25 protein-coding genes are annotated in these 24,211 nt (G+C 72.6%); 11 read left to right on the forward strand and 14 right to left on the reverse strand.

Going from position 1 to position 24,211, the window contains the following annotated elements; genetic code table 11:
- The first annotated feature begins 53 nt into the window (after positions 1–53).
- The gene (gene tyrS / locus ACFYO5_RS00150; RefSeq protein ID WP_388702500.1) at positions 54–1,322 is read left to right on the forward strand and encodes a tyrosine--tRNA ligase; all 1,269 of its coding nucleotides are present in this window, start codon (positions 54–56) and stop codon (positions 1,320–1,322) included.
- An 83-nt stretch (positions 1,323–1,405) separates the two neighbouring features.
- Here the strand turns inward: tyrS and ACFYO5_RS00155 are convergent, their stop codons facing one another.
- Positions 1,406–1,684 (reverse strand): GlsB/YeaQ/YmgE family stress response membrane protein, encoded by a 279-nt coding sequence (locus ACFYO5_RS00155; protein WP_388702502.1) that lies wholly within the window; start codon positions 1,682–1,684, stop codon positions 1,406–1,408.
- A gap of 199 nt (positions 1,685–1,883) precedes the next feature.
- On the opposite strand from ACFYO5_RS00155, the gene ACFYO5_RS00160 reads away from it, so the two are divergent.
- Both ACFYO5_RS00160 and ACFYO5_RS00165 read left to right on the forward strand, forming a co-directional pair.
- On the forward strand, positions 1,884–2,333 hold the full coding sequence (locus ACFYO5_RS00160; RefSeq protein ID WP_388702504.1) for a DUF3099 domain-containing protein: 450 nt from the start codon (positions 1,884–1,886) through the stop codon (positions 2,331–2,333).
- A gap of 175 nt (positions 2,334–2,508) precedes the next feature.
- Positions 2,509–2,799 carry a hypothetical protein gene (locus ACFYO5_RS00165; protein WP_388702506.1) on the forward strand — a complete coding sequence of 97 codons (291 nt, stop codon included), beginning with the start codon at positions 2,509–2,511 and terminating at the stop codon, positions 2,797–2,799.
- On the opposite strand, the gene moaA is transcribed toward ACFYO5_RS00165, so the two are convergent.
- From moaA to ACFYO5_RS00180, 3 genes are all read right to left on the reverse strand, one after another.
- Positions 2,796–3,785: a GTP 3',8-cyclase MoaA gene (gene moaA, locus ACFYO5_RS00170; RefSeq protein ID WP_388702508.1), complete on the reverse strand. Its 990-nt coding sequence runs from the start codon at positions 3,783–3,785 to the stop codon at positions 2,796–2,798. The two genes, ACFYO5_RS00165 and moaA, sit on opposite strands and share 4 nt — an antisense overlap.
- Before the next feature lie 157 nt (positions 3,786–3,942).
- Positions 3,943–5,565 (reverse strand): cation acetate symporter, encoded by a 1,623-nt coding sequence (locus ACFYO5_RS00175; protein WP_388702510.1) that lies wholly within the window; start codon positions 5,563–5,565, stop codon positions 3,943–3,945.
- A complete protein-coding gene (locus tag ACFYO5_RS00180; RefSeq protein ID WP_388702512.1) occupies positions 5,562–5,918 on the reverse strand; it encodes a DUF485 domain-containing protein in 357 nt (118 codons plus the stop codon). Before ACFYO5_RS00180 ends, ACFYO5_RS00175 begins: the two co-directional genes overlap by 4 nt.
- A 309-nt stretch (positions 5,919–6,227) precedes the next feature.
- Between ACFYO5_RS00180 and ACFYO5_RS00185 the strand changes: the two genes are divergently transcribed.
- Together ACFYO5_RS00185 and ACFYO5_RS00190 are read left to right on the forward strand one after the other, a co-directional pair.
- On the forward strand, positions 6,228–7,760 hold the full coding sequence (locus tag ACFYO5_RS00185; RefSeq protein ID WP_388702514.1) for a S8 family serine peptidase: 1,533 nt from the start codon (positions 6,228–6,230) through the stop codon (positions 7,758–7,760).
- Between the two features lie 141 nt (positions 7,761–7,901).
- A complete protein-coding gene (locus ACFYO5_RS00190) occupies positions 7,902–9,263 on the forward strand; it encodes a CoA transferase (RefSeq protein ID WP_388702516.1) in 1,362 nt (453 codons plus the stop codon).
- 671 nt (positions 9,264–9,934) lie between these two features.
- On the opposite strand, the gene ACFYO5_RS00195 is transcribed toward ACFYO5_RS00190, so the two are convergent.
- Positions 9,935–10,645, reverse strand: a complete 711-nt coding sequence (locus ACFYO5_RS00195) for a VIT family protein (protein WP_356568219.1) — start codon at positions 10,643–10,645, stop codon at positions 9,935–9,937.
- Positions 10,646–10,910: 265 nt separating this feature from the next.
- On the opposite strand from ACFYO5_RS00195, the gene ACFYO5_RS00200 reads away from it, so the two are divergent.
- From ACFYO5_RS00200 to ACFYO5_RS00220, 5 genes are all read left to right on the forward strand, one after another.
- Positions 10,911–11,903 carry a DEDDh family exonuclease gene (locus ACFYO5_RS00200; protein ID WP_388702518.1) on the forward strand — a complete coding sequence of 331 codons (993 nt, stop codon included), beginning with the start codon at positions 10,911–10,913 and terminating at the stop codon, positions 11,901–11,903.
- Between the two features lie 79 nt (positions 11,904–11,982).
- Positions 11,983–12,216: a hypothetical protein gene (locus ACFYO5_RS00205; protein WP_356568215.1), complete on the forward strand. Its 234-nt coding sequence runs from the start codon at positions 11,983–11,985 to the stop codon at positions 12,214–12,216.
- Between the two features lie 49 nt (positions 12,217–12,265).
- Positions 12,266–13,060, forward strand: a complete 795-nt coding sequence (locus tag ACFYO5_RS00210) for an SURF1 family protein (RefSeq protein WP_388702519.1) — start codon at positions 12,266–12,268, stop codon at positions 13,058–13,060.
- Positions 13,061–13,413: 353 nt separating this feature from the next.
- Entirely contained in the window at positions 13,414–15,204 is a 1,791-nt protein-coding gene (locus tag ACFYO5_RS00215) for a glycoside hydrolase family 15 protein (RefSeq protein WP_388702521.1), read from the forward strand.
- 4 nt (positions 15,205–15,208) lie between these two features.
- Positions 15,209–15,964 carry an SDR family oxidoreductase gene (locus tag ACFYO5_RS00220; protein ID WP_356568209.1) on the forward strand — a complete coding sequence of 252 codons (756 nt, stop codon included), beginning with the start codon at positions 15,209–15,211 and terminating at the stop codon, positions 15,962–15,964.
- A 492-nt stretch (positions 15,965–16,456) separates the two neighbouring features.
- Here the strand turns inward: ACFYO5_RS00220 and amaP are convergent, their stop codons facing one another.
- Genes amaP through ACFYO5_RS00245 form a run of 5 tightly spaced genes read right to left on the reverse strand, consistent with a single transcriptional unit; the run spans position 16,457 to position 18,785 of the window.
- Positions 16,457–17,044, reverse strand: coding sequence for an alkaline shock response membrane anchor protein AmaP (gene amaP / locus ACFYO5_RS00225; protein WP_388702523.1), 588 nt, complete (start codon positions 17,042–17,044; stop codon positions 16,457–16,459).
- Positions 17,041–17,697 (reverse strand): DUF6286 domain-containing protein, encoded by a 657-nt coding sequence (locus ACFYO5_RS00230; RefSeq protein ID WP_356568205.1) that lies wholly within the window; start codon positions 17,695–17,697, stop codon positions 17,041–17,043. Before ACFYO5_RS00230 ends, amaP begins: the two co-directional genes overlap by 4 nt.
- Complete coding sequence (locus ACFYO5_RS00235) at positions 17,694–18,077, reverse strand: hypothetical protein (RefSeq protein WP_388702526.1); 384 nt, start codon at positions 18,075–18,077, stop codon at positions 17,694–17,696. The genes ACFYO5_RS00230 and ACFYO5_RS00235 overlap by 4 nt, the downstream gene beginning before the upstream one ends.
- Positions 18,074–18,259: a hypothetical protein gene (locus ACFYO5_RS00240; protein ID WP_356568201.1), complete on the reverse strand. Its 186-nt coding sequence runs from the start codon at positions 18,257–18,259 to the stop codon at positions 18,074–18,076. Before ACFYO5_RS00240 ends, ACFYO5_RS00235 begins: the two co-directional genes overlap by 4 nt.
- Before the next feature lie 43 nt (positions 18,260–18,302).
- Positions 18,303–18,785 carry an Asp23/Gls24 family envelope stress response protein gene (locus ACFYO5_RS00245; protein ID WP_356568199.1) on the reverse strand — a complete coding sequence of 161 codons (483 nt, stop codon included), beginning with the start codon at positions 18,783–18,785 and terminating at the stop codon, positions 18,303–18,305.
- An 87-nt stretch (positions 18,786–18,872) separates the two neighbouring features.
- On the opposite strand from ACFYO5_RS00245, the gene ACFYO5_RS00250 reads away from it, so the two are divergent.
- A complete protein-coding gene (locus ACFYO5_RS00250) occupies positions 18,873–19,628 on the forward strand; it encodes a nucleopolyhedrovirus P10 family protein (RefSeq protein ID WP_388702528.1) in 756 nt (251 codons plus the stop codon).
- Between the two features lie 126 nt (positions 19,629–19,754).
- Here the strand turns inward: ACFYO5_RS00250 and ACFYO5_RS00255 are convergent, their stop codons facing one another.
- The 4 genes from ACFYO5_RS00255 to ACFYO5_RS00270 form a co-directional block, all read right to left on the reverse strand.
- A complete protein-coding gene (locus ACFYO5_RS00255) occupies positions 19,755–20,558 on the reverse strand; it encodes an enoyl-CoA hydratase/isomerase family protein (protein WP_356568195.1) in 804 nt (267 codons plus the stop codon).
- Positions 20,559–20,675: 117 nt separating this feature from the next.
- Entirely contained in the window at positions 20,676–20,897 is a 222-nt protein-coding gene (locus ACFYO5_RS00260) for a helix-turn-helix domain-containing protein (RefSeq protein ID WP_004002281.1), read from the reverse strand.
- Positions 20,898–21,231: 334 nt separating this feature from the next.
- Positions 21,232–22,830 carry an ABC-F family ATP-binding cassette domain-containing protein gene (locus ACFYO5_RS00265; RefSeq protein WP_356568193.1) on the reverse strand — a complete coding sequence of 533 codons (1,599 nt, stop codon included), beginning with the start codon at positions 22,828–22,830 and terminating at the stop codon, positions 21,232–21,234.
- 634 nt (positions 22,831–23,464) lie between these two features.
- Positions 23,465–24,211, reverse strand: a complete 747-nt coding sequence (locus ACFYO5_RS00270) for an SDR family oxidoreductase (protein ID WP_388702530.1) — start codon at positions 24,209–24,211, stop codon at positions 23,465–23,467.

The raw sequence follows: 24,211 nt of genomic DNA on the forward strand, positions 1-24,211 counted from the left end.
CGTAGCCGGTGGTCACCCGACCGCCCGGAGATCATCAAGGAGACGCGAGAACAGTGACGGACATCGTCGACGAGCTGAAGTGGCGGGGGCTGTTCTCCCTGTCCACCGACGAGGACGCTTTGCGCAAGGCGCTCGCGGACGGTCCCGTCACGTTCTATTGCGGCTTCGACCCGACCGCGCCGTCCCTGCACGTCGGACACCTGGTGCAGGTGCTCACCGTGCGCCGGCTCCAGCAGGCCGGGCACCGGCCGCTGGCACTGGTCGGCGGCGCCACGGGCCTGATCGGCGACCCCCGTCCGACGGCGGAGCGCACGCTGAACGACCCCGAGACCGTCGCCGGCTGGGTCGGCAAGCTGCGCTCCCAGATCGAGCCGTTCCTCTCGTTCGAGGGGGAGAACGCGGCCGTGATGGTCAACAACCTGGACTGGACGGCCGGTCTGTCCGCGATCGAGTTCCTGCGGGACATCGGCAAGCACTTCCGCGTCAACAAGATGCTGACGAAGGACTCCGTGGCCCGCCGCCTGGAGTCCGACCAGGGCATCAGCTACACCGAGTTCAGCTACCAGCTCCTCCAGGGCATGGACTTCCTCCAGCTCTACCGGCGCTACGGCTGCACGCTCCAGCAGGGCGGCAGCGACCAGTGGGGCAACCTGACGGCCGGCCTGGACCTGATCCACCGCCTGGAGCCGGACGCCTCCGTGCACGCGCTGGCGACGCCGCTGATGACCAAGGCGGACGGCACCAAGTTCGGCAAGACCGAGGGCGGCGCCGTCTGGCTCGACCCGGAGATGACGACGCCGTACGCGTTCTACCAGTTCTGGCTGAACGTGGACGACCGGGATATCTCCACCTACCTGCGCATCCTGTCCTTCCGGTCCCGCGAGGAGCTGGAGGAGCTGGAGCGGCAGACCGAGGAGCGGCCGCAGGCGCGGGCCGCGCAGCGGGCGCTGGCCGAGGAGCTGACGACGCTGGTGCACGGCGCCGGGCAGACGGCCGCCGTGATCGCCGCGTCCAAGGCGCTGTTCGGGCAGGGCGAGCTGGCGGACCTCGACGAGCGGACGCTGGCCGCGGCCCTGTCCGAGGTGCCGCACATCCGGGTCGCCGAGCCGGCGCCGGTGGTCGACCTCCTCGCCGAGGTCGGCCTGGTGGCCAGCAAGTCCGCGGCCCGGCGCACGGTGAAGGAGGGCGGGGCCTACGTGAACAACGTCAAGGTGACCGCCGAGGACGCCGTCCCGGTGGCGGAGGATCTCCTGCACGGGCGGTGGCTGGTGCTGCGGCGCGGCAAGAAGAACCTGGCCGCCGTCGAGGTGACGGGAGCGTAGGCGCCCCAGGGGCGCGCGTCCGGTGCCCGGGCCGTGGATTCTCCGCGGCCGCCTCGCGCGCCGGGCCGCGCCCTCGCCCATGCTCAGACGCGCTGCTTGCGCTTGCCCAGCGTCGCCATGTACAGCATGTCGCCGAAGGCCACGATCACGATCGCGGCGACGAGCTGGAAGATGTGCCGGCTCCAGTCGATGCCTGGCGTCTCGTCGACTCCGAAGCCCCGCGCGACGGCATTGCCGACGATCGCGCCCAGCATGCCGAAGATGGTGGTCAGCCACAGCGGGCTGTGCTGCTTGCCCGGGATGATCGCCTTCGCGATCAGGCCCAGCACGAATCCCACGATGATCGCCCACAACCAGCCCATGGCTGCCTCCTCGTACGGCTCTACGCCAGCATTGACCTCAGTGTCGGCCCGACCGCGGTACGCCGCATGTCGGGTGCGGCCGTACGTGGTACGGCGCACGGCGGCTCCCGGACCGGCGGCGCCCCGGTCTCCGGGGCGGCCCGCCCGCGGCGTACCGTGGTGGAGTGGGAGAGTTCCAGCGGGTGGATGGTGGAATGTGATGCGGAAGCAGCACGGCGGCGACGTCCAGGTGTTCCGGATCACCGGGGCACGTCAGGGGCTTCAGGACGATGTGCGGGGCCGGCAGCGGCGGTATGTGATCTCGATGTCGGTCCGTACGGTGGCGGTGATCCTGGCGGCGACGCTGTGGAACGTGGAACGGCACGTCGCGGTGGTGGCGCTGGTCCTGGGCCTGGTCCTGCCGTACGTGGCGGTGGTGATCGCCAATGCCGGGCGGGAGAACGCGCCGGGACTCCCGTCGACGTTCGTGAGCGCCCCCCTGCCCCCGATGATCACCTCCGCGCGCGCGGAGGAACGGACGGCGCGGGAGGAGCCCTCCGCGGAGTCCGTGCGGGCGGAATCCGTGCGGACGGAACCGGAGTCGGCACGCGAGGAATCCGGGCCCCTGCCGGGGAACGCGGAGGGCGGTCCGGCCGAGCGGCGGCCTTGAGCCGGCTGTGCGCCGGACCCAATAAAAGCTGTTGTTCCAGTGCCGTGGCGCCGGGTCGTCGTGACATACTTCGTACGCGCTCCGCATCCCCCGTCGGAGCGACGGACCGACGCCGGGCAGCTCCCCCCGTGGCTGCTCGGCGTCGCCTTTTTCAGCGCACTTGTGAGACGAATCTGTGAGTGACGAGACCCCGATCTGCTCCGCGAAGGGCTGCCGCACCGACGCCCTGTGGGTGCTGGCGTGGAACAACCCGAAGCTCCACACGCCGGAGCGCCGCAAGACGTGGCTGGCGTGTGAGGAGCACCGGGAGCACCTGTCCCAGTTCCTCGGGGTGCGTGGCTTCCTGAAGGACGTGGTCCTGCTGGCCGAGTGGGAGACCCGCGAGGGAGCCACCGAGTCGTCCAACGGGGCATCCACCGGGCCTTCGGCCCGGGGCGAGGCGGGCCCCGGAGCCTCCCGGCCCTAGCCGCCGATCGCCGACATCGGCCGGTCCGGCTGGACGAAGGTCGGGTCGTCCAGGCCGGCGCCCGCCTTCTTGCCCCACATGGCCAGGCGCCAGATGCGCGCTATCTCCTCGTCGCGGGCGTCGGAGCGCAGGGCCGCGCGCAGGTCGGTCTCCTCGCGGGCGAAGAGGCAGGTGCGGACCTGGCCGTCCGCCGTGAGGCGGGTGCGGTCGCAGGCCGCGCAGAACGGGCGGGTGACGGAGGCGATGACGCCGACGCGGTGCGGGCCGCCGTCGACGATCCAGCGCTCGGCCGGGGCCGAGCCGCGCTCCTGGGAGCCCTCCTCGGTGAGGTCGAAGCGGGTGCGCAGGGAGGTGAGGATGTCGCCCGCCGTGACCATGCCGTCGCGCTTCCAGCCGTGCTGGGCGTCCAGGGGCATCTGCTCGATGAACCGCAGTTCGTAGTCGTGCTCGACGGCCCAGGCGAGGAGGTCGGGGGCCTCGTCGGCGTTGAGTCCCGGCATCAGGACCGCGTTCACCTTGACCGGGGTCAGACCCGCGTCGCGGGCGGCCTGGAGGCCTTCGAGGACGTCCTTGTGGCGGTCCCGGCGGGTGAGGGTCTTGAAGACGTCCGGGCGCAGGGTGTCCAGGGAGACGTTGACCCGGTCCAGGCCCGCGGCCTTGAGGGCCGGCGCCGTGCGCCTGAGGCCGATGCCGTTGGTGGTCAGCGACATCTGGGGGCGCGGGCTCAGGGCCGCGACCCGCTCGACGATGCCGACCAGGCCGGGGCGCAGCAGGGGCTCGCCGCCGGTGAAACGGACCTCCTCGATGCCGAGGGAGGTCACGGCGATGTCGATGAGGCGGACGATCTCGTCGTCCGTGAGCAGGTCCGGTTTGGCCAGCCACTGCAGGCCCTCCTCGGGCATGCAGTACGTGCACCGCAGATTGCATCGGTCGGTCAGCGAGACGCGCAGGTCGGTGGCCACCCGGCCGTAGGTGTCGATGAGCACGCGGGCCCCCTCCCTCGTAGCGGTTCGAAGGTGTTCCGTCACCTTGAGCCTACGGGACACCACCGACAACGAGGGGGCCCGATCTCCACGAGCACGAAGGGGCCGCGTCGTAGGGATCTACAGATCGCCCGCGACGCGGCCCCTTCGAGGTGGTGCGTCAGTGTGCGCCGGTGCCGGTCATGGAACGTACTTCCAGCTCCGCGTACTTGCCGGTGTCGGGCTCCTCCTTGGAGAGGAGCGTGCCGAGCCAGCCGAGCAGGAACCCGACGGGGATGGAGATGATGCCGGGGTTCTCCAGCGGGAACCAGTGGAAGTCGACGTCGGGGAACATCGAGGTGGGCTTGCCCGAGACGACGGGGGAGAACAGTACGAGGCCGACGGCGGTGCCCAGCCCGCCGTAGATGGACCACAGGGCGCCGGCGGTGGTGAACCGCTTCCAGAACAGGCTGTAGAGGATGGTCGGAAGGTTGGCGGAGGCGGCGACCGCGAAGGCCAGGGCGACCAGTCCGGCGACGTTCAGGTCCCTCGCGAGGGCTCCCAGCAGGATGGAGACGGCGCCGATGCCGACGGTCGCGTACCGGGCCGCGTTGATCTCCTGCTTCTCGGTGGCCGTGCCCCTCTTGATGACGTTCGCGTAGATGTCGTGGGCGAAGGAGGAGGACGAGGCCAGGGTCAGGCCCGCGACGACCGCGAGGATCGTGGCGAAGGCGACGGCGGAGATGGTGGCGAGCAGGATGGCGCCCCAGGTGGAGTCGACGCCGCCGAGATGGAGCGCGAGCAGGGGTGCGGCCGTGTTGCCCGCCTTGTTGGAGGCGGTGATCTCGTCCGGCTTGATGAGCGCGGCGGCGCCGAAGCCCAGGGCGAGGGTCATCAGGTAGAAGGCGCCGATCAGGCCGATGGCCCACAGGACCGACTTACGGGCGGCCCTGGCGGTGGGCACGGTGTAGAAGCGGATCAGGATGTGCGGCAGGCCCGCGGTGCCGAGGACCAGGGCGATGCCGAGGGAGATGAAGTCCAGCTTCGTGGTGCCGGTGGCGCCGTACTTCAGGCCGGGCTCCAGGAAGGCGGCGCCCTTGCCGCTGTTGTCGGCGGCCGAGCCCAGCAGGTCGGAGAGGTTGAAGTCGAACTTCAGCAGCACCAGGAAGGTGAGCAGCAGAGCGCCGGCGATGAGCAGGACGGCCTTGACCATCTGGACCCAGGTGGTGCCCTTCATGCCGCCGATGGTGACGTACACGATCATCAGGACGCCGACGAGGGCGACGATGCCGATCTTGCCGCCGTCGCTGGTGATGCCGAGGAGCAGGGAGACGAGGACGCCCGCGCCCGCCATCTGCGCCAGCAGGTAGAAGATCGACACGACGATCGTGGAGGTGCCGGCCGCCGTGCGGACCGGGCGCTGGCGCATGCGGTACGCGAGGACGTCGCCCATGGTGTAGCGGCCGGAGTTGCGCAGCGGCTCGGCGACCAGGAGCAGGGCGACCAGCCAGGCGACCAGGAATCCGATGGAGTACAGGAAGCCGTCGTAGCCGAAGAGGGCGATGGCGCCGGCGATGCCGAGGAAGGACGCGGCCGACATGTAGTCGCCCGAGACGGCGAGACCGTTCTGGAAGCCGGTGAACTGGCGGCCGCCCGCGTAGAAGTCGGCGGCGTCCTTGGTCTGGCGGCCCGCCCACACGGTGATGACGAGCGTGGCGACGACGAAGACGGCGAACAGGGTGATGATCAGCGTGCGGTGCTCGCTCGCCTCGCCGGCGGCGAGGAACGTGTGCGCGGTGCTCATGCGCCGCCCTCCATCCGGGACTTGATCGCGTCGGCCTTGGGGTCGAACCTGTCGGCGGCCACGCGCGCGTACCACCAGGCGATGAGGAACGTGGTGAGGAACTGGGCGAGACCCAGCGCCATGGCGACGTTGAAGTTGCCGAACAGCTTGGTGCCCATGAAGTCGCCCGCGTAGCTGGACAGCAGGACGTACAGCAGGTACCAGGCGATGAAGGCGAAGGTCAGCGGGAAGGCGAAGCCGCGGTAGGAGCGGCGCAGTTCACCGAACTCCGCGCTCTCCTGCACCGCGACGAACTCCTCGGTGGAGGGGAGTTGGGCTGGGGATTTCGAGGGGGGCGGTGTCTCGGCGGGCACGGAGTCTCCTCGCGTTGCGGATGCGGTGGGTGAGGGGACGGGCGAGGGTCCTCGCCGTCCCTGCCCAAGGTCACGGCGGCGCACGGCGACGGGTTCAACACCTCGCACGGGTTTCCGAAGTGGCCTACGGCGGCTCATGGCCAACGAGCGGCGGCCGCCGTAGGTCATGGCCGGTGAACTCACCTCCCGAAGGTCATTGCTGGTCGGTGAGGAGGGGAGATAGCTTCGGGCGAGCACCACCCGTCATGTACCTGTCCAGGCACAACCCGTGTCCGGACAGGTCTCGCTTCCGGATGATGTGGAGACCCCATGGCTCATCTGCCTTCCAGACGCCGCCTCGCCCTCGCGGTGCCCGTCGTGCTGTCGCTGACCGCGTCCCTCGGCTTCCTGCCGACGGCCGCCTCGGCGGTTCCGGACACGACTCCGGCCACCCGGACGGCCGACGCCGCGACGCTGGCGTACGTCGTCAACACCAAGGTGGACCACCGCACGATCGAGTCGGTGAAGAAGGCGATCGCCGCGGCCGACGGCACCGTCGTCGCGACCTACGCGAAGATCGGCGTCATCGTCGTGCACTCGGCCGACCCCGACTTCGGCGCGCGGATACGCGCGGTGCGCGGGGTGCAGTCGGCGGGCGCGACGCGCACCGCGCCGCTGAGCCTGGCGGGAACGACCGACGAGGGCGCCGCCCAGCTGATGTCCGCGGCCGAGGCCGCCAGGACGGCCGGCGCGTCCGCCGCGGCCGGTGCGAGCGAGCCGCTCGAGGCCGACCAGTGGGACCTGCGCGCCATCGGCGCCGACAAGGCCGCGGAGATCAACCCGGGCAGCAGCAGGGTGACCGTCGCCGTCATCGACACCGGTGTGGACGACACGCACCCGGACCTCGCCCCGAACTTCTCCGCGTCTCAGTCGGCGAACTGCGTCGGCGGCGTCGCCGACACCAGCGAGGGCGCCTGGCGGCCGTACAACCCGACCGAGGACTACCACGGCACGCATGTCGCCGGTGAGATCGCGGCGGCCCGCAACGGCATCGGCGTGGCCGGTGTCGCGCCCGGCGTGAAGGTCGCCGGCATCAAGGTGAGCGACCCGAAGGACGGCCTCTTCTACCCGGAGAACGTCGTCTGCGCCTTCGTGTTCGCCGCCGACCACGGCGTCGAGATCACGAACAACAGCTACTACGTCGACCCGTGGCTGTACAACTGCATGGACGATCCCGACCAGAAGGCCATCGTCGACGCGGTCAACAGGGCGCAGCTGTACGCCCAGTCGAAGGGCACGCTCAACGTGGCCTCGGCGGGCAACTCCAACCACGACCTGGACTCCGACGCGATCGTGGACGCCTCCAGCCCGGACGACTCCACTCCGGTGACGCGGACGGTGGACCCGCACGAGTGCTTCGACGTGCCGACCCAGCTGCCGGGGGTCGTCACGGTGAGCGCGACGGGCGTCAAGGGCACCAAGTCGTACTACTCCACGTACGGTCTGGGCGCCGTGGACGTGGCGGCGCCGGGTGGCGACCGGTACCAGGTCCCGGAGACCCCGTCGGCCAACGGCCGCATCCTGTCGACGATGCCGAACAACGCGTACGGCTTCCTCCAGGGCACCTCGATGGCGTCCCCGCACGTCGCCGGGGTGGCCGCGCTGCTGAAGTCCACCCATCCGTGGGCCTCTCCGGCGGCGCTCCAGGTGCTGCTCAAGGCGCAGGCCGACAACCCGGGCTGCCCGACCGAGCCGTACGACGGCAACGGTGACGGTGTGGTGGACGCGACCTGCGAGGGCGGCAAGCGCGTCAACGGCTTCTTCGGCTTCGGCGTGGTGAACGCGCTGCGCGCGGTGAGGTAGCCGACAGCAGGACCATGCGGTACCCGGGAGGCCGGGCGGAGCTGATCCGCCCGGCCTCCCGGCACGTCGGGACAACCAGGGAGCCATCTCTGCACACCCCACGCTTATATATTGATTCAATCAATGATGCATAGTGCAGTCATGACTGACATGGAGTTCGCCTGGTCGGAGCTGGGCGGCGATCCCGCCCTCCTCGCGCGTGTGTCGGCCGTCGTACGGCGGGGCGCCCTCGCGGCCCGGCTCCCGGTGCGCGAGCTGGCACGGGCCTCGGTCGGGGTGTGCGCGCTGGCCGCGGCCGAACTGGGGGCGCGCCGGGCCGGACTCGCCGAGGTGCCGCGGGTACGTCTGGACGACGGGGCGGTGGCCTCCGCCTTCACCAGTGAGCGGCATCTGCTGATCGACGGGCGGGCACCGGTCACGTTCGCGCCGCTGTCGCGGTTCTGGCGCACGGCCGACGGCTGGGTTCGCACGCACGCCAACTATCCGCACCACCGGGAACGGCTGCTGCGGGCGCTGGACCTGCCCGCGGACCCGGCCGCCGTCGAGAGGGCCCTCGCCGAGCGATCCGCCCTGGAGGTGGAGGAGACGGTGTACGCCGCGGGGGGCCTGGCCGTCGCCACGCGGACGCCCGCCCAGTGGGCCGCCCACGCGCAGGGGGCGGAAGTCGCCCGGCGCCCCCTCGTCGAGAGCGAACGCCTCGACACCACCCGCGCGCGCGTGCTTCCCGCCCTGACCGGCACTCCCCTGCTGCCCGCCGCCGGGCTCCGCGTCCTGGACCTCACCCGCGTGATCGCCGGCCCGGTCGCCACCCGCACCCTCGCCCTGCTGGGCGCGGACGTGCTCCGCCTCGACCCGCCCGAATCGCCCGAACTGCCCGACCAGCACGCCGACACCGGCTTCGGGAAACGGTCGGCGACACTGGACCTCGCCGTCGACCGGCGGAGGTTCGAGGAGTTGCTCGCCACGGCGGACGTCGTGGTCACGGGTTACCGGCCCGGCGCCCTGGACCGGTTCGGGCTCTCGGCGGAGGAACTGACCGCGCGCCGGCCGGGGCTGGTCGTGGCGCAGTTGTCGGCGTGGGGCGCGTACGGGCCCTGGGCCGATCGGCGCGGGTTCGACAGCCTGGTGCAGGCGGCGACCGGCATCGCGGCCGTCGAGGGCACCCCGGAACGCCCCGGCGCGCTGCCGGCCCAGGCCCTCGACCACGGCACCGGGCACCTCCTGGCCGCAGCGGTCCTGCGCGCCCTCACCGAGCAGTCGTCCGAGGGCTACGGCCGTGTGGTGCGGCTGGCGCTGGCGCGGACGGCGACGTGGCTCACGCACCCCACGGAACCGGATGAGGAGGGTATCGACGGCGCTCTGCCGGAGTCCTGGCTCGCCGAGACCGTCAGCCCGATCGGGCGGCTGCGGTACGTCCTGCCGCCGGTGTCCTTCGACGGCGGGCCGGGCGACTGGACGCGACCGCCGGGCCCGTGGGGAACGGACTCCGCACGCTGGTCCTGAAACCGGACGCCGGGCCCCTGGGGGAGCCGCGCGCCCGGTGGGAGGGGCGCGGAACCGGGTCGACGGCTCAGCCGGGCACCACGGCCCCGAGCGCGGCGTGGTCGTCGATCGCTCGATCGCGGCCCGGTAGCCGCCCGGTAGCCGCCCGGTACGCGTGGACGGTGACGGTGACGGTCACGCCAAGCCGGGTGACGGGCCGATGGGCCGATGGGCCACAGCGGGCGTGGGGCAGCAGCGCCGCCCAGGGCGTCGGGCAGCAGCTGGGGTCCGCTCGGGGGCCGCCGTTCGGACCTTGCCGCCCGGACCCGGCCGCTCGAACCGCGAGGTCCGCTCGGAGGCCGCCGTTCGGACCTTGCCGCTCGGACCCGGCCGCTCGAACCACGGGGTCCGCTCGGAGGCCGCCGTTCGGACCTTGCCGCTCGGACCCGGCCGCTCGAACCACGGGGTCCGCTCGGGGGCCGCCGTTCGGATCTCACCGCCCGGGCCCGGCCGCTCGAACCACGGGGTCCGCTCGGGGGCCGCCGTTCGGATCTCACCGCTCGGACCCGGCCGCTCGAACCACGGGGTCCGCTCGGGGGCCGCCGTTCGGATCTCACCGCCCGGGCCCGGCCGCTCGAACCGCCGCCGTGCTCGGACCCGGCCGCTCGAACCGCCGCTCGAACCGCCGCCGTTCAGACCCCCGCCGCGCCCAGCAGCGACCCGGCCGCGTACGTCACCGCCATCGCCACCGCCCCGCCGCCCATGGTGCGCAGGACCGCCCGCGCGGGTGCCGCCGCTCCCAGGCGGGCGCTGCTCCATCCCGTGCAGGCCAGGGCGACGAGGACCGACCCCACCGTCACGGGCAGCCGCCGGTCCGCCGGGGGCAGCACGATCGCCAGCAGCGGGAGCAGGGCGCCCGCCGTGAAGGCGAGGAAGCTCGCCCAGGCCGCGTGCCAGGGGTTGGTGAGGTCGTCGGGATCGATGCCCAGCTCCACGCGCGCGTGGGCGCGCAGCGCGTCGCGTTCCGTCAGCTGGACGGCCGCGTCCCGGGCCACCTGGCGGCTCAGGCCGCGTTCCTCCAGCAGTTCGGTCAGCTCCTCCAGCTCGGCCTCCGGCTGCTCCCGCAACTCCCGTCGTTCCAGTGCGAGGGCGGCCATCTCGGAGTCGCGCTGCGTCGACACCGACACGTACTCCCCCGCCGCCATCGACATCGACCCGGCCAGCAGGCCGGCCAGACCCGCCGTCAGCAGCGCCGAGCGGTCGCCGGTGACTCCGGCCACGCCGACGACGAGCCCCGCGGTGGACACGATGCCGTCGTTCGCGCCGAGCACGGCGGCCCGCAGCCAGTTGAGCCGGGCTCCGAGCGACCCGCCGTGAGCCTCGTCGTGGGTTGGTTCCGTCACACCGGGAGGATGGCATCCGGGGCGGCGGGGACCCCGCACCGACGCTCCCCGCACGGGTACCGAAGAGGGCCTGCCGGGACGGGGATCGGCGCGGACCGCGAGGGCGTGACATGCGCCGCCCCCGCCGCCCGGCCCCGGTGTCGAACTCCCGTACGCCCCGGGCGTCTTCCGTCCGGCTTCGTCCCGCACGCGCGTGTGGGTGGGCCGGGTGGTGGGGTGGGAGGCGTGCCGCCGCTGTCGGTGGCGGCCCGTATCCTCATTGACCATGCTCGAAGACCGTACGCCCACAGTGTCCTCCGCCACGGAGTGGCCGGCCGCGTATCCCCGCGGATACGCGGTCGTTGACGTGGAGACCACCGGCCTGGCCCGCGACGACCGGATCATCTCCGCCGCCGTCTACCGGCTGGACGCGCGCGGTGAGGTCGAGGACCACTGGTACACGCTGGTCAACCCGGAGCGCGACCCCGGCCCGGTGTGGATCCACGGTCTGACGAGCGCGGCACTGGAGGGCGCGCCCCTCTTCCAGGACGTGGCACAGGAGTTCGCGGACCGGCTGGACGGCCGCGTCCTGGTGGCGCACAACGCGGTGTTCGACTGGCAGATGATCGCCCGCGAGTACGCGCGTGCGAAGCGCGAGGCCCCGGTGCGGCAGCGGCTGTGCACCATCGCGCTCTCCAAGGAACTGGCCCTGCCCCTGCCCAACCACAAGCTGGAGTCCCTCGCCGCCCACTTCGGTGTCGTCCAGCGGCGGGCGCACCACGCGCTGGACGACGCGCGCGTGCTGGCGGAGGCGTTCCGGCCGAGTCTGCGGGCCGCGGCGGCGGGCGGCGTACGGCTGCCGCTGCACGAGTGCCGGCCGCTGACGGAGTGGCAGGACCGGCCCGCGCCGCTGATCGGCCGGCAGGCGGGAGGGCCCGGCGGCCACCGGCCGACGAGTTGGCGTCCGGCCCGCAAGCGGCCCGCGTGCCCCTACCCCAATCCGGGGCGGTACGAAGACGGCGAACGCCTCAAACAGGGCATGCGGATCGCGTTCTCCGGGGACACCTCGGTCGAGCGCGAGCTGCTGGAGGACCGCGCGACCGAGGCCGGGCTGCACGTCGCCACGTCGATCTCCCGGCTGACCAGCCTGCTCGTCACCAATGATCCGGACTCGGGCACCTCCAAGGTGGTCAAGGCCCGCCAGTTCGGCACGCCGGTGGTGGACGAGGCGGCGTTCGGCCAGCTGCTGCGGGATGTCGAGCCGGCCGCGCGGCGGTGACCGTACGGACGGGTGATTGGCGGGCGACTCGCCCGGCGCCGTCTCGCCCGTGCCGCGCCGACGGCTCACCCTGTGGCGCATGGCGACATGTGAGGTTTGCGGCAACAACTACGGAATGACCTTCGAGGTGCACGCGCAGGGCGTCGTGCACGTCTTCGACTGCTTCGCCTGTGCGATCCACCGCATGGCCCCGATCTGCGAGCACTGCCGGGTGCAGATCATCGGCCAGGGCGTGGAGGTCGAGGGGCACTGGTTCTGCGGTGCCCACTGCGCCCGCGCGGAGGGAAAGGCGGGCATCGTCGACCGGGTCTGAGGCGGCCCCCACCCGAGTACACCCCACGACCGGGAGGTACGGTCGTGGGGTGTACCGCTTCCTGTTGTCCCGGCAGTGGGTGATCATCACGCTCGTCGCCCTCCTCCTGATCCCCACGATGATCAGGCTGGGCATCTGGCAGATGCACCGCTACGACGAGCGCACCGCCCGCAACGACCTGGTCGCCGCCGCCCTCGGCGCCGACCCCGTGCCGGTGGAGAGGATGACCTCCCCGGGCCACACCGTGAGCACCGGCCAGCGGTACCGCTCCGTGACCGCCGTGGGCCACTTCGACGCCGGGCGGGAGGTCGTCGTCCGGCGTCGCGTCAACGGCGACGAGGAGGTCGGTTTCCACGTCCTGACGCCGTTCGTCCTGACGGACGGCAAGGTGCTGCTGGTCAACCGCGGCTGGATCCCCGCCGACGCCCCCAGCCAGACCACGTTCCCCGAGATCCCGGCGCCGCCCGCCGGGCAGGTCACCGTGACCGGGCGGCTGATGCCCGACGAGACGACCGCGGCGAGCGGCATCAAGAACCTCCGGGGGCTGCCCGACCGGCAGGTCATGCTGATCAACAGCGAGCAGGAGGCGCGGCGCCTCGGCGCGCGGGTGCTCGGCGGTTACATCGCGCAGACGGCGCCCGAGCCCGACAACGGCACCCCGGAGCTGATCGGCAGGCCCGGCGACGAGGACGCCGCGCTCAACTACGCGTACGCCGTCCAGTGGTGGCTGTTCTCCGCGGGCGTACCGATCGGCTGGGTGATCCTGGTCCGGCGGGAGCTGCGCGACCGCCGGGAGGCCGCCGCCTCGCAGGAGACGACACAGGCGCAGCCCGCGGCGGTCTGAGCGACGCCCGCGGGGCGCTCTCCGTGCCGGCTCTGTGCCGGTCTCTGTGCCGGTCTCTGTGCCGGCTCCGTGCCGGCTCCGTGCCGGCTCCGTGCGGTCTCTGTGCCGGCTCCATGCCGGTCTCCGTGCCGGCTCCGTGCGGTCTCCATGCCGACTCCATGCCGGTCTCCGTGCCGGTGTGTCCGGTCCCGCCCGGACGTGCGGTATCTCGGGGCATCGGTGCGGCGATCGCCGCCGGCCCGGCCCGGCCCGCGCCCGGGCCACGGACCGCCGTCGGCCGCACGAACCGGCACCGTGTCAGCCTGCCGGGCCCCGCCCCGGTTGCCGGCCGCCTCGCCGGGAACCCGCACCCCGTGCACCCCCGCATCGAGGACTACGCCGTCATCGGCGACGAACAGACCGCGGCCCTGGTCGGCATGGACGGCTCGGTCGACTGGTTGTGCCTGCCCCGCTTCGACTCGGGGGCCTGCTTCGCCCGGCTCCTGGGCGACGAGGAGAACGGCCACTGGCGCATCGCGCCCAAGGGCGCCGACGGGAAGCACTGCACCCGCCGCGCCTACCGCCCCGACACGCTCGTCCTGGACACCGAGTGGGAGACGGACGAGGGCGCGATCCGTGTCACCGACCTGATGCCGCAGCGCGACAGAGCACCCGACGTCGTACGCATCGTCGAAGGGCTGCGCGGCCGCGTCACCGTCCACAGCGCCCTGCGGCTGCGCTTCGACTACGGCTGGGTCGTCCCGTGGATGCGCCGGGTCGACGGCCACCGGGTGGCGGTCGCCGGGCCGGACGCGGTGTGGTTGCGCAGCGAGCCGGAGGTGCACACCTGGGGCGAGGACTTCGGCACCCACTCGGAGTTCACGGTCGCCGCGGGCGAGACGGTCGCGTTCGTGCTCACGTGGCACCCCTCGCACCACGCGCGCCCGCCGCTCATCGACCCGTACGACGCGCTGCGGGCCAGCGTCGAGGACTGGCGGGCGTGGTCGGGACGCTGCCGCTACGACGGACCCCACCGGGACGCCGTGGTCCGCTCCCTCATCACCCTCAAGGCCCTCACCTACGTGCCGACGGGCGGTATCGCCGCCGCGCTCACCACGTCCCTGCCCGAGGAGATGGGCGGGATCCGCAACTGGGACTACCGCTACTGCTGGCTGCGCGACTCCACCCTCACCCTCGGCGTCCTGCTCGCGGCCGGTTACGGGGAGGAGGCCGAGGCCTGGCGGGACTGGCTGCTGCGCGCCGTCGCGGGCGACCCGGCGGACCTCCAGATCATGTACGGGCTGGCGGGTGAGCGCCGACTGCCCGAATGCGAGCTGCCGTGGCTGTCCGGCTACGCCGACTCCCGTCCCGTACGCATCGGCAACGGCGCCGTGACCCAGCTCCAGCTGGACGTCTACGGCGAGGTGATGGACTCGCTGTCGCTGGCCCGCGTCTCGGGGATGTCGCCCAAGCCGCACATGTGGGCGCTCCAGTGCGCGTTGATGAACTGGCTCGTCGACAACTGGCGCCAGCCCGACGAGGGGCTGTGGGAGGTGCGCGGCGGCCGCCGTCAGTTCGTGCACTCCAAGGTGATGGTGTGGGTGGCCGCGGACCGCGCCGTCCGCGCGGTGGAGCGGTACCCGAGTCTCGACGGCGACGTGGAGGCATGGCGGGCGCTGCGCGACGAGGTGCACCACGAGGTGTGCGAGAAGGGTTACGACCCCGAGCGCAACACCTTCACGCAGTTCTACGGCTCGCGCGAACTGGACTCCTCCCTGCTCCTCATCCCGCGCGTCGGCTTCCTGCCGCCCGATGACCCGCGCGTGATCGGCACCGTCGACGCCGTCCGCGAGGAACTCGGGCACGACGGTCTGCTGCGCCGCTACAGCACCGCCGGGCAGGCGGTCGACGGCCTGCCCGGTGACGAGGGCGCCTTCCTGGCGTGCTCCTTCTGGCTCGCGGACGCCCTGCACATGACGGGCCGGGTCCAGGAGGCGCGGGAGCTGTTCGACCGTCTGGTGGCGCTGGCCAACGACGTGGGACTGCTGGCGGAGGAGTACGACCCGAAGGCCGGCCGCCACCTGGGGAACTACCCGCAGGCGTTCAGCCACATCGGCCTCGTCAACACCGCCCTCACGCTGTACGGCGGCGAGCAGGCAGGATAGGGCCATGGATCTTGGACTGAAGGACCGGGTGTACGTCGTCACCGGGGCCACCCGCGGCCTCGGCAACGCCGCGGCGCGCGAGCTGGTCGCGGACGGCGCGAAGGTGGTCGTCACGGGACGGGACGCGGAGCGTGCCGCCGAGGCGGCGAAGGCGTTGGGGCCGGAGGCGGTCGGGGTCGCCGTCGACAACGCCGACCCCGAGGCGCCCGCGCGGCTGATCGCGGCCGCGCGGGAGGCCTTCGGCCGCTTCGACGGTGTGCTGGTGAGTGTGGGCGGGCCGCCGCCCGGCTTCGCCGCGGACACCACGGACGAACAGTGGCGGACCGCGTTCGAGTCGGTGTTCCTCGGCGCCGTGCGGCTGGCGCGGGCGGCCGCCGCCGAACTGAGGCCCGGGGGTGTCATCGGGTTCGTGCTGTCCGGATCGGTGCACGAGCCGATTCCGGGGCTGACGATCTCCAACGGGTTGCGGCCGGGGCTGGCCGGGTTCGCCAAGTCGCTCGCCGACGAGCTGGGGCCGCGCGGGATCCGGGTCGTGGGGCTGTTGCCGGCGCGGATCGACACGGACCGGGTGCGCGAGCTGGACGGGCTGTCGGCCGATCCGAAGGCGACCCGGACGGCGAACGAGTCCCGGATTCCGCTGCGCCGGTACGGGGCGCCGGAGGAGTTCGGGCGGGTGGCGGCCTTCCTGCTGTCCCCGGCCGCTTCCTATCTGACCGGGATCATGGTCCCCGTGGACGGCGGAATGCGACACGGCTTCTGACCGGCCGCGCCGGTCCTGCTCCGGACCGTCGTCGGGGGTCCTACCGGCCGCGCCGGGGCCTGTTCCGGACCAGCGGCCGGTTCAGACCGGCCTCCACCGGGCGTGCCCCCGGTCGGCCTCCGGATGCAGACGGCGGCCACCGTGGCCTGTCCGGACCCGCCTCGGGCTCCGACCGGCGGCACCGAAGCTGCCCCCGACCGGTGACCGGATGCAGACCGGCCTCCACCGGGCCTGTTCCAGCTCCGCGTCCGGGGTCCGACCGGCCGCGCCGGAGCTGCCCCCGACCGGCGACCGGGTTCAGGCCGGCCGCGGGGACCTGTCCCCGGTCGGCTTCCGGGTTGAGGCCGACGCCAACAGGCGTTTCCGGACCCGCGTCCGGGCTGCGTCCGGGCTGCGTCCGGCCGCGCCGGGGCCTGTTCCGGACCAGCGGCGCCTGCCCCCGACCGGTGACCGGAATCAACCGGTCACCAGCGGCGTCCGCCCCGACCGGCGTCAACTCACGCGTTCGGCCTTGTGCTTGGCGGTCCTCAGGCGGACCTCCGCCGGGAGCGAGGTCAGCGCCGCCGATTCCCGTGCGTGGGCCAGGGACTCGTGCGTCAGGTGGTCCAGGGCCGCGGAGGGGTCCACGTGCGGTTCCAGCAGGAGCCGTACGTGGGCCTCGGGGGCGTCCCTGCGGCCCGTGAGGTGGGCGTGGCTGTGGGACACGCCGTCCAGGCGGGCCGCGTCGCCGGCCAGGACGCCCTCCAGGGCCCGGCCGCGCAGCAGGGCGCCCGCGCCGTCGCCGGTGTCGACGAGGACCTCGCCGAGACGGTGCCGGCGCAGGACCGCGACCAGCCACCACAGGGCGAGCAGGACGAGCACCGCCAGTACGGCGATGACGGTCGGCCACCACCAGCCCTCGTCCCGCCAGTGGGTGCGCTCGGCGGTGCTGAGCAGGACGTCGTGCCGGTCGTCGTGGATCCACCAGGAGGGCGGGTCGGCGCCCAGGCCGACGGCGAGCACGGCGCCGCCGACGGCGAGCAGGACGAGGCCCACGAGTCCCAGAGCCACGCGGTTGACAGTCCTGAGCATCGTCGTCATCCCTTCCGTCCGGGTCGGCGCACGTGCACGGACAGCCTCGGCGGCCGGGCGAGCCCCAGGCCGCGGACGGCGTCGCCGAGCACCTCGTCCAGGTCGGCGCGCACCTCGTCCAGGTCGCGGAAGTGGGCGACCGCCCGCACGTCGGCCCGGCGGCGCCCGGAGCGGACGTGGACCGACTGCACGCCGGCGACCTCGACGGCCCGGTCGCGCAGCACCAGCCCGACGGCGCCCCGGTGAAGGCCGGCGCGGACATCGGGGTGGGGACGCCGCATGGGCAGGACGTCGCGCAGTCCCGGCGTGACGGCGAGCAGGATCAGCCAGAGGCCGAGGGCCGCGGCGACGCCCGCGCCGACGAGGACCCACGTGTCGTCCACGGGTCGTCGTGCGAGCTGCCGCGCCAGCTCGCGGCGCACGTGCAGGGCCGGCCGGTCGGCACGCACGGCGGCGATGTCGTACAGGAGGACGCCCGCGAGGGCGGCGAGCAGCAGCGCGACGACGGCCGCCGGGACCCGGCGGGCCGACCAGAAGCGCCCGCTGCTCGGCGCGGGGACGGACTCGGATCCGGGCTCGGGCGCGGGTACGTCTGCCTCCACCGCCCGCTCCAGAACCGGCAGTCGTCGTGTGGTGCCCTCGGAGCCCAGGGGCTCGCTCATGGCGTCCTCCCGTGTACCACGCCGTGCTCCGCCGCCAGGTGCAGGCGTTCCACCTGGACGGCGACCTCCGGCACCTCCATTCCCACCAACGCGCCTACCCGCTCGGTGACATGACGACGCACCGCATGGCAGCGCGGACCGATGTCGGTCGGATAGCCGAGTTCCAGGTGGACGCGGATGTGGGCGGCGTGGTGATGGACCACCACGGTGGCGTGCGGGCGGGCGGCGTCGGGCGGCAGCGACCCCACGGCCTCGCGCGCCGCCTGCGCGGCGACCTTCGCGACGACCCGGTCGGCGATCCGGGTGGCGCCCCGCTCCGCCGCCGGGACGACGGCCGGGCGGGTGCCGGGCACGCCGGGCCCCTCGCTCACGGAGGTCACCGGCGCCGGTCGTCGCGCGTGCGGAAGAAGTCGCCGAGTTCCAGGTCCCCCTCGAGGAACCGGCCGACGACGAACCCGACGGCGCCCAGCGCCGCCACCAGCAGGAAGGCCCCGAACCCGCCGAAGTATCCGGCGAAGCCCAGTGCCATGCCGGCGATCATGCCCACCACGGCCAGATTCACGGTGCACTCCCTTCAGCGGTCCGGTCGCCCGGTGGCCGGTGTGTCACTGGAGCCGGGACTCCGGCTCCTCGTCCTCTTCCTCGGGCAGCTTGACGTCGCTCACCGCGATGTTGACCTCCACCACCTCGAGGCCGGTCATCCGTTCGACGGCGGCGATGACGTTCTCGCGCACGTCCCTGGAGACCTCGGTGATGGACACGCCGTAGTCGACCACGATCTCAAGGTCGAGGGCCGTCTGCACCTCGCCGACCTCGGCCTTGACGCCGCGGGTGACGGACTTCGTGCCGCCGGGCACCCGGTCGCGCACGGCTCCGAAGGTGCGGCTGACGCCGCTGCCCATCGCGTGCACGCCGACCACGTCCCGGGCCGCCAGTCCGGCGATCTTCTCCACGACGCCGTCGGCGATGGTGGTGCGTCCGCGGGACGCCGGGTCTCCGCCGCCTCGCCTGGTCGTCTTCCGGGTCGACACGGTCTCGTTGCCGCCGTCCGGGAGCTGCGTCCTGCTCTGTTCGGTCGTCTCACTCATCGCCGTACGTCCTTTTCGGTCGTCGTCCTCCTGCCACCGTAAGCGCGGTGGGCCGACCTCGCCCCAGGGATGCGGCAGGCTGGAGGAATGACGGCGGACAGATGGACGCGCGCGGTGCGTGAACAGATCGGACTGGGCCGGTTGCTCCCCCTGGGCGGACCGCGGGACGGTGCGTGGATCGCGGAGGAGGCGGCGGACGCGGTGCTGCGCGAGGCGGCACGGGAGCTGCCCGGCGTGCGCCTGGGCGTGCTGCGGATCGCGGTCGCGGATCCCGGGCGGACGTACGAGCCGGTGGTGCCGGCGCCGCCGAGCGCGCTGCCTCCGGGGCCCTTGCGGGTGACGGCGGCCTTCGCGGCGGCGGCCTCCGAACCCCTGCCGACGACCGCGGCCCGGCTGCGTACGGTGCTGGCGGTGGCGGCGGCGGAGCGGCTCGGGCTGGTGGTGGCCGAGGTGGACCTGCGGGTGACGGCGCTGCTCGACGGGGAGGCGGAGCGGCCGGAGCCGGAACCCGGGCCCGGGCCGGAGCCCGAGCCGGGCTTCGAGCGGTCGCCCTCGCCGCCCCGGTCGGCCGGGGTGGCGCGGGAGGGTGACGAGGCGCGCGTCGCCGAGGCCGTTCTCTCGGTGCCGGGGGTGTCCGCGCTGACGGACGTGCTCGGACGGGCGGTGCGCCTGGAGGAGCGGCGGGACGGACCAGCCGCCCTGCCGCGGCTGCACGCGCGGGTGGAGATCGCCGTGCGGGCCGACCACCGGGCGGTGGACGTGGCCCGGGAGGTACGCGCGGCGGTGTGGAACGCGCTGCCGGATCCGCCGACCGTGGCGGTGCTGGTGACCTCGGCGCGCTGAACGCACGCCGCGCCCGGCACCCGCGCCGGGCTCGCCACGCGCATGGGGCACGAGGCGCACACCCGGCCACACACACCGGGGCCCACCCCGCGCCTCGGGCCCGCCGCGCTCACTCCTCCGTCGCGCTCACTCTCCGAGGCCGGCGAGGTCCCGCAGGCGGCGGGCCTGGGAGGCGCGCTCGGCCGCCCGCTGCTCGTCGTACGTCCGGTCGCCGGCGCCGCGCAGCAGTGTCTTCGTCTCGACGACCGCGTCACGCGGCGCGGCCAGGATCGCGGCGGCCAGTTCACGGACCGTCGGGTCCAGCTCGGCGGCGGGCACGGAGACGTTGGCGAGGCCGGTGGCGACCGCCTCCTGGGCGTGCACGAAGCGGCCGGTCAGGCAGATCTCGACGGCGCGGCCGTACCCCACGAGGGAGACGAGGGGGTGCGTGCCGGTCAGGTCCGGTACCAGGCCGAGGCCGGTCTCGCGCATGGCGAACTGCACGTCGTCGGCGACGACGCGCAGGTCACAGGCGAGGGCCAGCTGGAAGCCCGCGCCGATGGCGTGGCCCTGGACGGCGGCGATCGACACCAGGTCGTTGCGCCGCCACCAGGTGAAGCCCTCCTGGAACCCGGCGATGGCGCCGTCGAGTTCGGCGTCGCCACTGCGTGCGAGATCGATGAAGGACGGCTCGCCCTCGATCCCCTCGGGCGTGAACATCTGCCGGTCGAGGCCGGCGGAGAAGGACTTGCCCTCGCCGCGCAGCACGACCACACGGACGGAGCCCGGCAGTTGCCGACCCGCCTCGGCCAGCGCGCGCCACATCGCCGGGCTCTGCGCGTTGCGCTTGGCGGGGTTGGTCAGCGTCACCGTGGCGAGTGCGTCGTCGACGGTGAGCCGTACGCCGTCCTTGTCGAGCAGGGGAACGAGTTCCTGGTCGGGCGTGGCCATGGGGCGCCTCCGATGGGTGCGGTCAGCTAGCGGTCAGCTAAGTGACTGCACAGTAACCACCCGGCCGATCGGAAGACCGACCGGGTGGTCACCATCGAAGCCGTCGGGCCGCCCGGATCAGGATGAGGCGGCCTTCTTCCCGCGTGTCGCCCCGCCACGCCCACGCAGCGTGACGCCCGACTCGCTGAGCATCCGGTGCACGAAGCCATACGAGCGGCCGGTCTCCTCGGCCAGTGCCCGGATGCTCGCACCGGAGTCGTACTTCTTCTTCAGGTCTGCCGCGAGCTTGTCGCGCGCGGCGCCGGTTACCCGGCTGCCCTTCTTCAGAGTCTCGGCCACCCGTGCCTCCTCGTGGGAAGTGCGCTCTGGTCCCCTCATGATCACCCCTCCGGGGCCCGATGGCCACCCATTCGGCAAGGTCCGTGGGACAGGGTTTTGACGACAGGAGCGCGTCCCCACAAGTGGAACCTGTCATTCCAGTGACGCGCGTTCGTACGGCCGAACGGGTTCATCGGCGAAGTACCAGGTCAGCGACGCACGACGGCCGACCCCTGTCGACAAAGGGGTCGGCCGCGAGATCGATGCAGGACACACCTCGATACGAGGAGATCTCACACAGATGATGGATCACCGGTAGGCCGAATGATCCATACGCCGTGGATCACTCATTCGATCAAGCCAGGGCGACGAGGTCCGCGTAGTCGGAGCCCCACAGGTCCTCGACGCCGTCGGGCAGCAGGATGATCCGCTCGGGCTGGAGCGCCTGCACGGCGCCCTCGTCGTGGGTGACGAGGACGACCGCGCCCTTGTAGGTGCGCAGCGCGCCCAGGATCTCCTCGCGGCTGGCCGGGTCGAGGTTGTTGGTGGGCTCGTCGAGCAGCAGCACGTTGGCCGAGGAGACCACGAGGGTGGCCAGGGCCAGCCGGGTCTTCTCGCCGCCGGACAGGACGCCGGCCGGCTTGTCGACGTCGTCGCCGGAGAACAGGAACGAGCCGAGCACCTTGCGGACCTCCACGAGGTCCAGGTCGGGGGCCGCGGAGCGCATGTTCTCCAGGACCGAGCGCTCGGGGTCGAGGGTCTCGTGCTCCTGGGCGTAGTAGCCGAGCTTGAGTCCGTGGCCGGGGCGCACCTCGCCCGTGTCGGGCGTCTCCACGCCGCCGAGGAGACGGAGCAGGGTGGTCTTGCCGGCGCCGTTGAGGCCGAGGATGACGACGCGGGAGCCCTTGTCGATGGCCAGGTCGACGTCGGTGAAGATCTCCAGCGAGCCGTACGACTTCGACAGACCCTCGGCCATCAGCGGGGTCCTGCCGCAGGGCGCGGGCTCCGGGAAGCGCAGCTTGGCGACCTTGTCGGAGGCCCGCACCGCCTCCAGGCCGGCGAGCAGCCGGTCGGCCCGCTTGGCCATGTTCTGCGCGGCGACCGTCTTGGTGGCCTTGGCGCGCATCTTGTCGGCCTGCGTGTGCAGTGCGGCGGCCTTCTTCTCGGCGTTCTGCCGCTCGCGCTTGCGGCGCTTCTCGTCGGCCTCGCGCTGCTGCTGGTAGAGCTTCCAGCCCATGTTGTAGACGTCGATCTGGGAACGGTTGGCGTCCAGGTAGAACACCTTGTTGACGACCGTCTCGACCAGGTCGACGTCGTGGGAGATCACGATGAAGCCGCCGCGGTAGGTCTTGAGGTAGTCCCGCAGCCAGACGATCGAGTCGGCGTCCAGGTGGTTCGTCGGTTCGTCGAGGAGCAGGGTGTCCGCGTCGGAGAACAGGATCCGGGCCAGCTCGACCCGGCGGCGCTGACCGCCGGAGAGCGTGTGCAGGGGCTGGCCGAGCACCCGGTCGGGCAGGTTGAGCGCGGCGGCGATGGTGGATGCCTCGGCCTCGGCGGAGTACCCGCCCTTGGTGAGGAACTCCGTCTCCTGGCGCTCGTACTGCCGCATGGCCTTCTCGCGGGTGGCGCCCGAGCCGTTGGCGATGCGCTGCTCGTTGTCGCGCATCTTGCGGATCAGTACGTCGAGACCGCGGGCGGAGAGGATGCGGTCGCGGGCGAGGACGTCGAGGTCTCCGGTGCGGGGGTCCTGCGGGAGGTAGCCGACCTCGCCGGACCGGGTGACCTGGCCCGCGGCGGGGATGCCCTCACCGGCGAGGACCTTCGTCAGCGTCGTCTTGCCGGCGCCGTTGCGCCCGACGAGACCGATGCGGTCGCCCTTGGTGATGCGGAAGGAGGCGTTCTCGATGAGGATGCGGGCACCGGCGCGCAGCTCGATGCCGGAGGCGGAGATCACGGACAGACTCCAGAGCGGGTGGGGGCGGGATGGACGGCTGAGGACGTTCCCGCCGTCTAATGCGCGAGGAGAATGGCCATGGGCCCCATTCTAACGGGGCCGTGCAAGCACTTTTTCTGGGTGCGCGTGTTCGATCTTCGCGGCACGCCGCGCGCGAGGGGTCGGGCGGCGTGCCGCGCGCGCTGGACGGTACGGGCTCGCGCGGGCGGGACCGGCGCGGGGAGATGGTCCCCGCACACCACGTCGCGCGACCTCCGCGACGGCCGAGCAGGCCGCTGAGCAGGTGGCTCTGTGCAGGCGGCTTGCACGGTTCCGCCCGGCCGCGCCGGGGAGGCGGCGGCGGGCTCCTGGGAGACCGTCCGTGCTTCGCCGGACGCGAGGAGCGGGGCGGGGGCGGGTTGGGCGGGTGACGCGGGAGACGCGGGAGACGTGGACGCACGGATCGGCGGCGCGGTGGCAGCGGTGGCAGCGGGCAGGTGCGGCGGCTGGTGGGCAAGGCGATCAAGGACTTCGAGAAGCGGTTCCGTCGCGGCACGCCGGACCGGCTCAGTCACACGACCCGAACGCGGCTGAAGATCTGATCGCGGGTGACGACACCGGGCACGGCGCGGACGGCGACGGCACGGTGGACGACTCAGAGCTGGGTTTCACCGCCGTCCACGGCCAGCTCGATGCCGGTGGTGTACGTGGCGTCGAAGGCGAGGAATGCGGCCGCCTCGGCGAACTCTTCGACGGTGCCGTAGCGCTTCATGGGGTTGCTCGCGGTCCGTTCCGCCCTGAACTGGTCAGCGGCCTCCTCGGACAAGTTCATCGTTTCGAGAATCCCCGAGTCGATGGGACCCGGGCTGATGGCATTGACACGGATTCCCCGCGGAAGCAGCTCGCGGGAGAAGGTGCGGGCCATCGAGCGCAGCGCCGCCTTGCCGGCCGCATAGACGCTGGTGTCCACCATGCCGATGACGTTCGCGATCGAGGTGGTGAGGACGATGCCGGCGTTCGCGCTCAGCAGCGGGGCGAGCTTCTGCACGGTGAAGAAGGCGCCCTTGACGTTGATCGCGAACAGCTCGTCGTACACCTCCTCGGTCGTCGACTCGAGGGGCGTGAGGGGTGAGATGCCGGCGTTGACGAACAAGGCCTCGATCGAGCCGAACTCGCTCTTCACACGGCCGGCGAGCATATCCAGGTCGGGCAGTGCGGCCACGTCCGCCCGGACGGCCACGGCGTTCTCGCCGAGCCGTTCGCGGGCCGCGTCGAGCTTGGCCCGGGAACGGCCGGTGATCACCACGCGGGCTCCGCCTTGCACCAGCAGCTCCGCCAGCGCGAGCCCCATGCCGCTGCTGCCACCCGTGATCACCACATTCTTGTCGCTGTACCTACCCAT

This window comes from Streptomyces sp. NPDC006259 (genome assembly GCF_042870975.1).
Lineage (GTDB): Bacteria > Actinomycetota > Actinomycetes > Streptomycetales > Streptomycetaceae > Streptomyces.

Coding starts and splice junctions, on each gene's coding strand:
- ACFYO5_RS00155 (WP_388702502.1), bottom strand. CDS start 1,684: ATGGGCTGGTTGTGGGCGATCATCGTGGGATTCGTGCTGGGCCTGATC.
- ACFYO5_RS00160 (WP_388702504.1), top strand. CDS start 1,884: ATGCGGAAGCAGCACGGCGGCGACGTCCAGGTGTTCCGGATCACCGGG.
- ACFYO5_RS00175 (WP_388702510.1), bottom strand. CDS start 5,565: ATGAGCACCGCGCACACGTTCCTCGCCGCCGGCGAGGCGAGCGAGCAC.
- ACFYO5_RS00185 (WP_388702514.1), top strand. CDS start 6,228: ATGGCTCATCTGCCTTCCAGACGCCGCCTCGCCCTCGCGGTGCCCGTC.
- ACFYO5_RS00190 (WP_388702516.1), top strand. CDS start 7,902: ATGACTGACATGGAGTTCGCCTGGTCGGAGCTGGGCGGCGATCCCGCC.
- ACFYO5_RS00200 (WP_388702518.1), top strand. CDS start 10,911: ATGCTCGAAGACCGTACGCCCACAGTGTCCTCCGCCACGGAGTGGCCG.
- ACFYO5_RS00205 (WP_356568215.1), top strand. CDS start 11,983: ATGGCGACATGTGAGGTTTGCGGCAACAACTACGGAATGACCTTCGAG.
- ACFYO5_RS00220 (WP_356568209.1), top strand. CDS start 15,209: ATGGATCTTGGACTGAAGGACCGGGTGTACGTCGTCACCGGGGCCACC.
- amaP (WP_388702523.1), bottom strand. CDS start 17,044: ATGACGACGATGCTCAGGACTGTCAACCGCGTGGCTCTGGGACTCGTG.
- ACFYO5_RS00230 (WP_356568205.1), bottom strand. CDS start 17,697: ATGAGCGAGCCCCTGGGCTCCGAGGGCACCACACGACGACTGCCGGTT.
- ACFYO5_RS00245 (WP_356568199.1), bottom strand. CDS start 18,785: ATGAGTGAGACGACCGAACAGAGCAGGACGCAGCTCCCGGACGGCGGC.
- ACFYO5_RS00250 (WP_388702528.1), top strand. CDS start 18,873: ATGACGGCGGACAGATGGACGCGCGCGGTGCGTGAACAGATCGGACTG.
- ACFYO5_RS00255 (WP_356568195.1), bottom strand. CDS start 20,558: ATGGCCACGCCCGACCAGGAACTCGTTCCCCTGCTCGACAAGGACGGC.
- ACFYO5_RS00270 (WP_388702530.1), bottom strand. CDS start 24,211: ATGGGTAGGTACAGCGACAAGAATGTGGTGATCACGGGTGGCAGCAGC.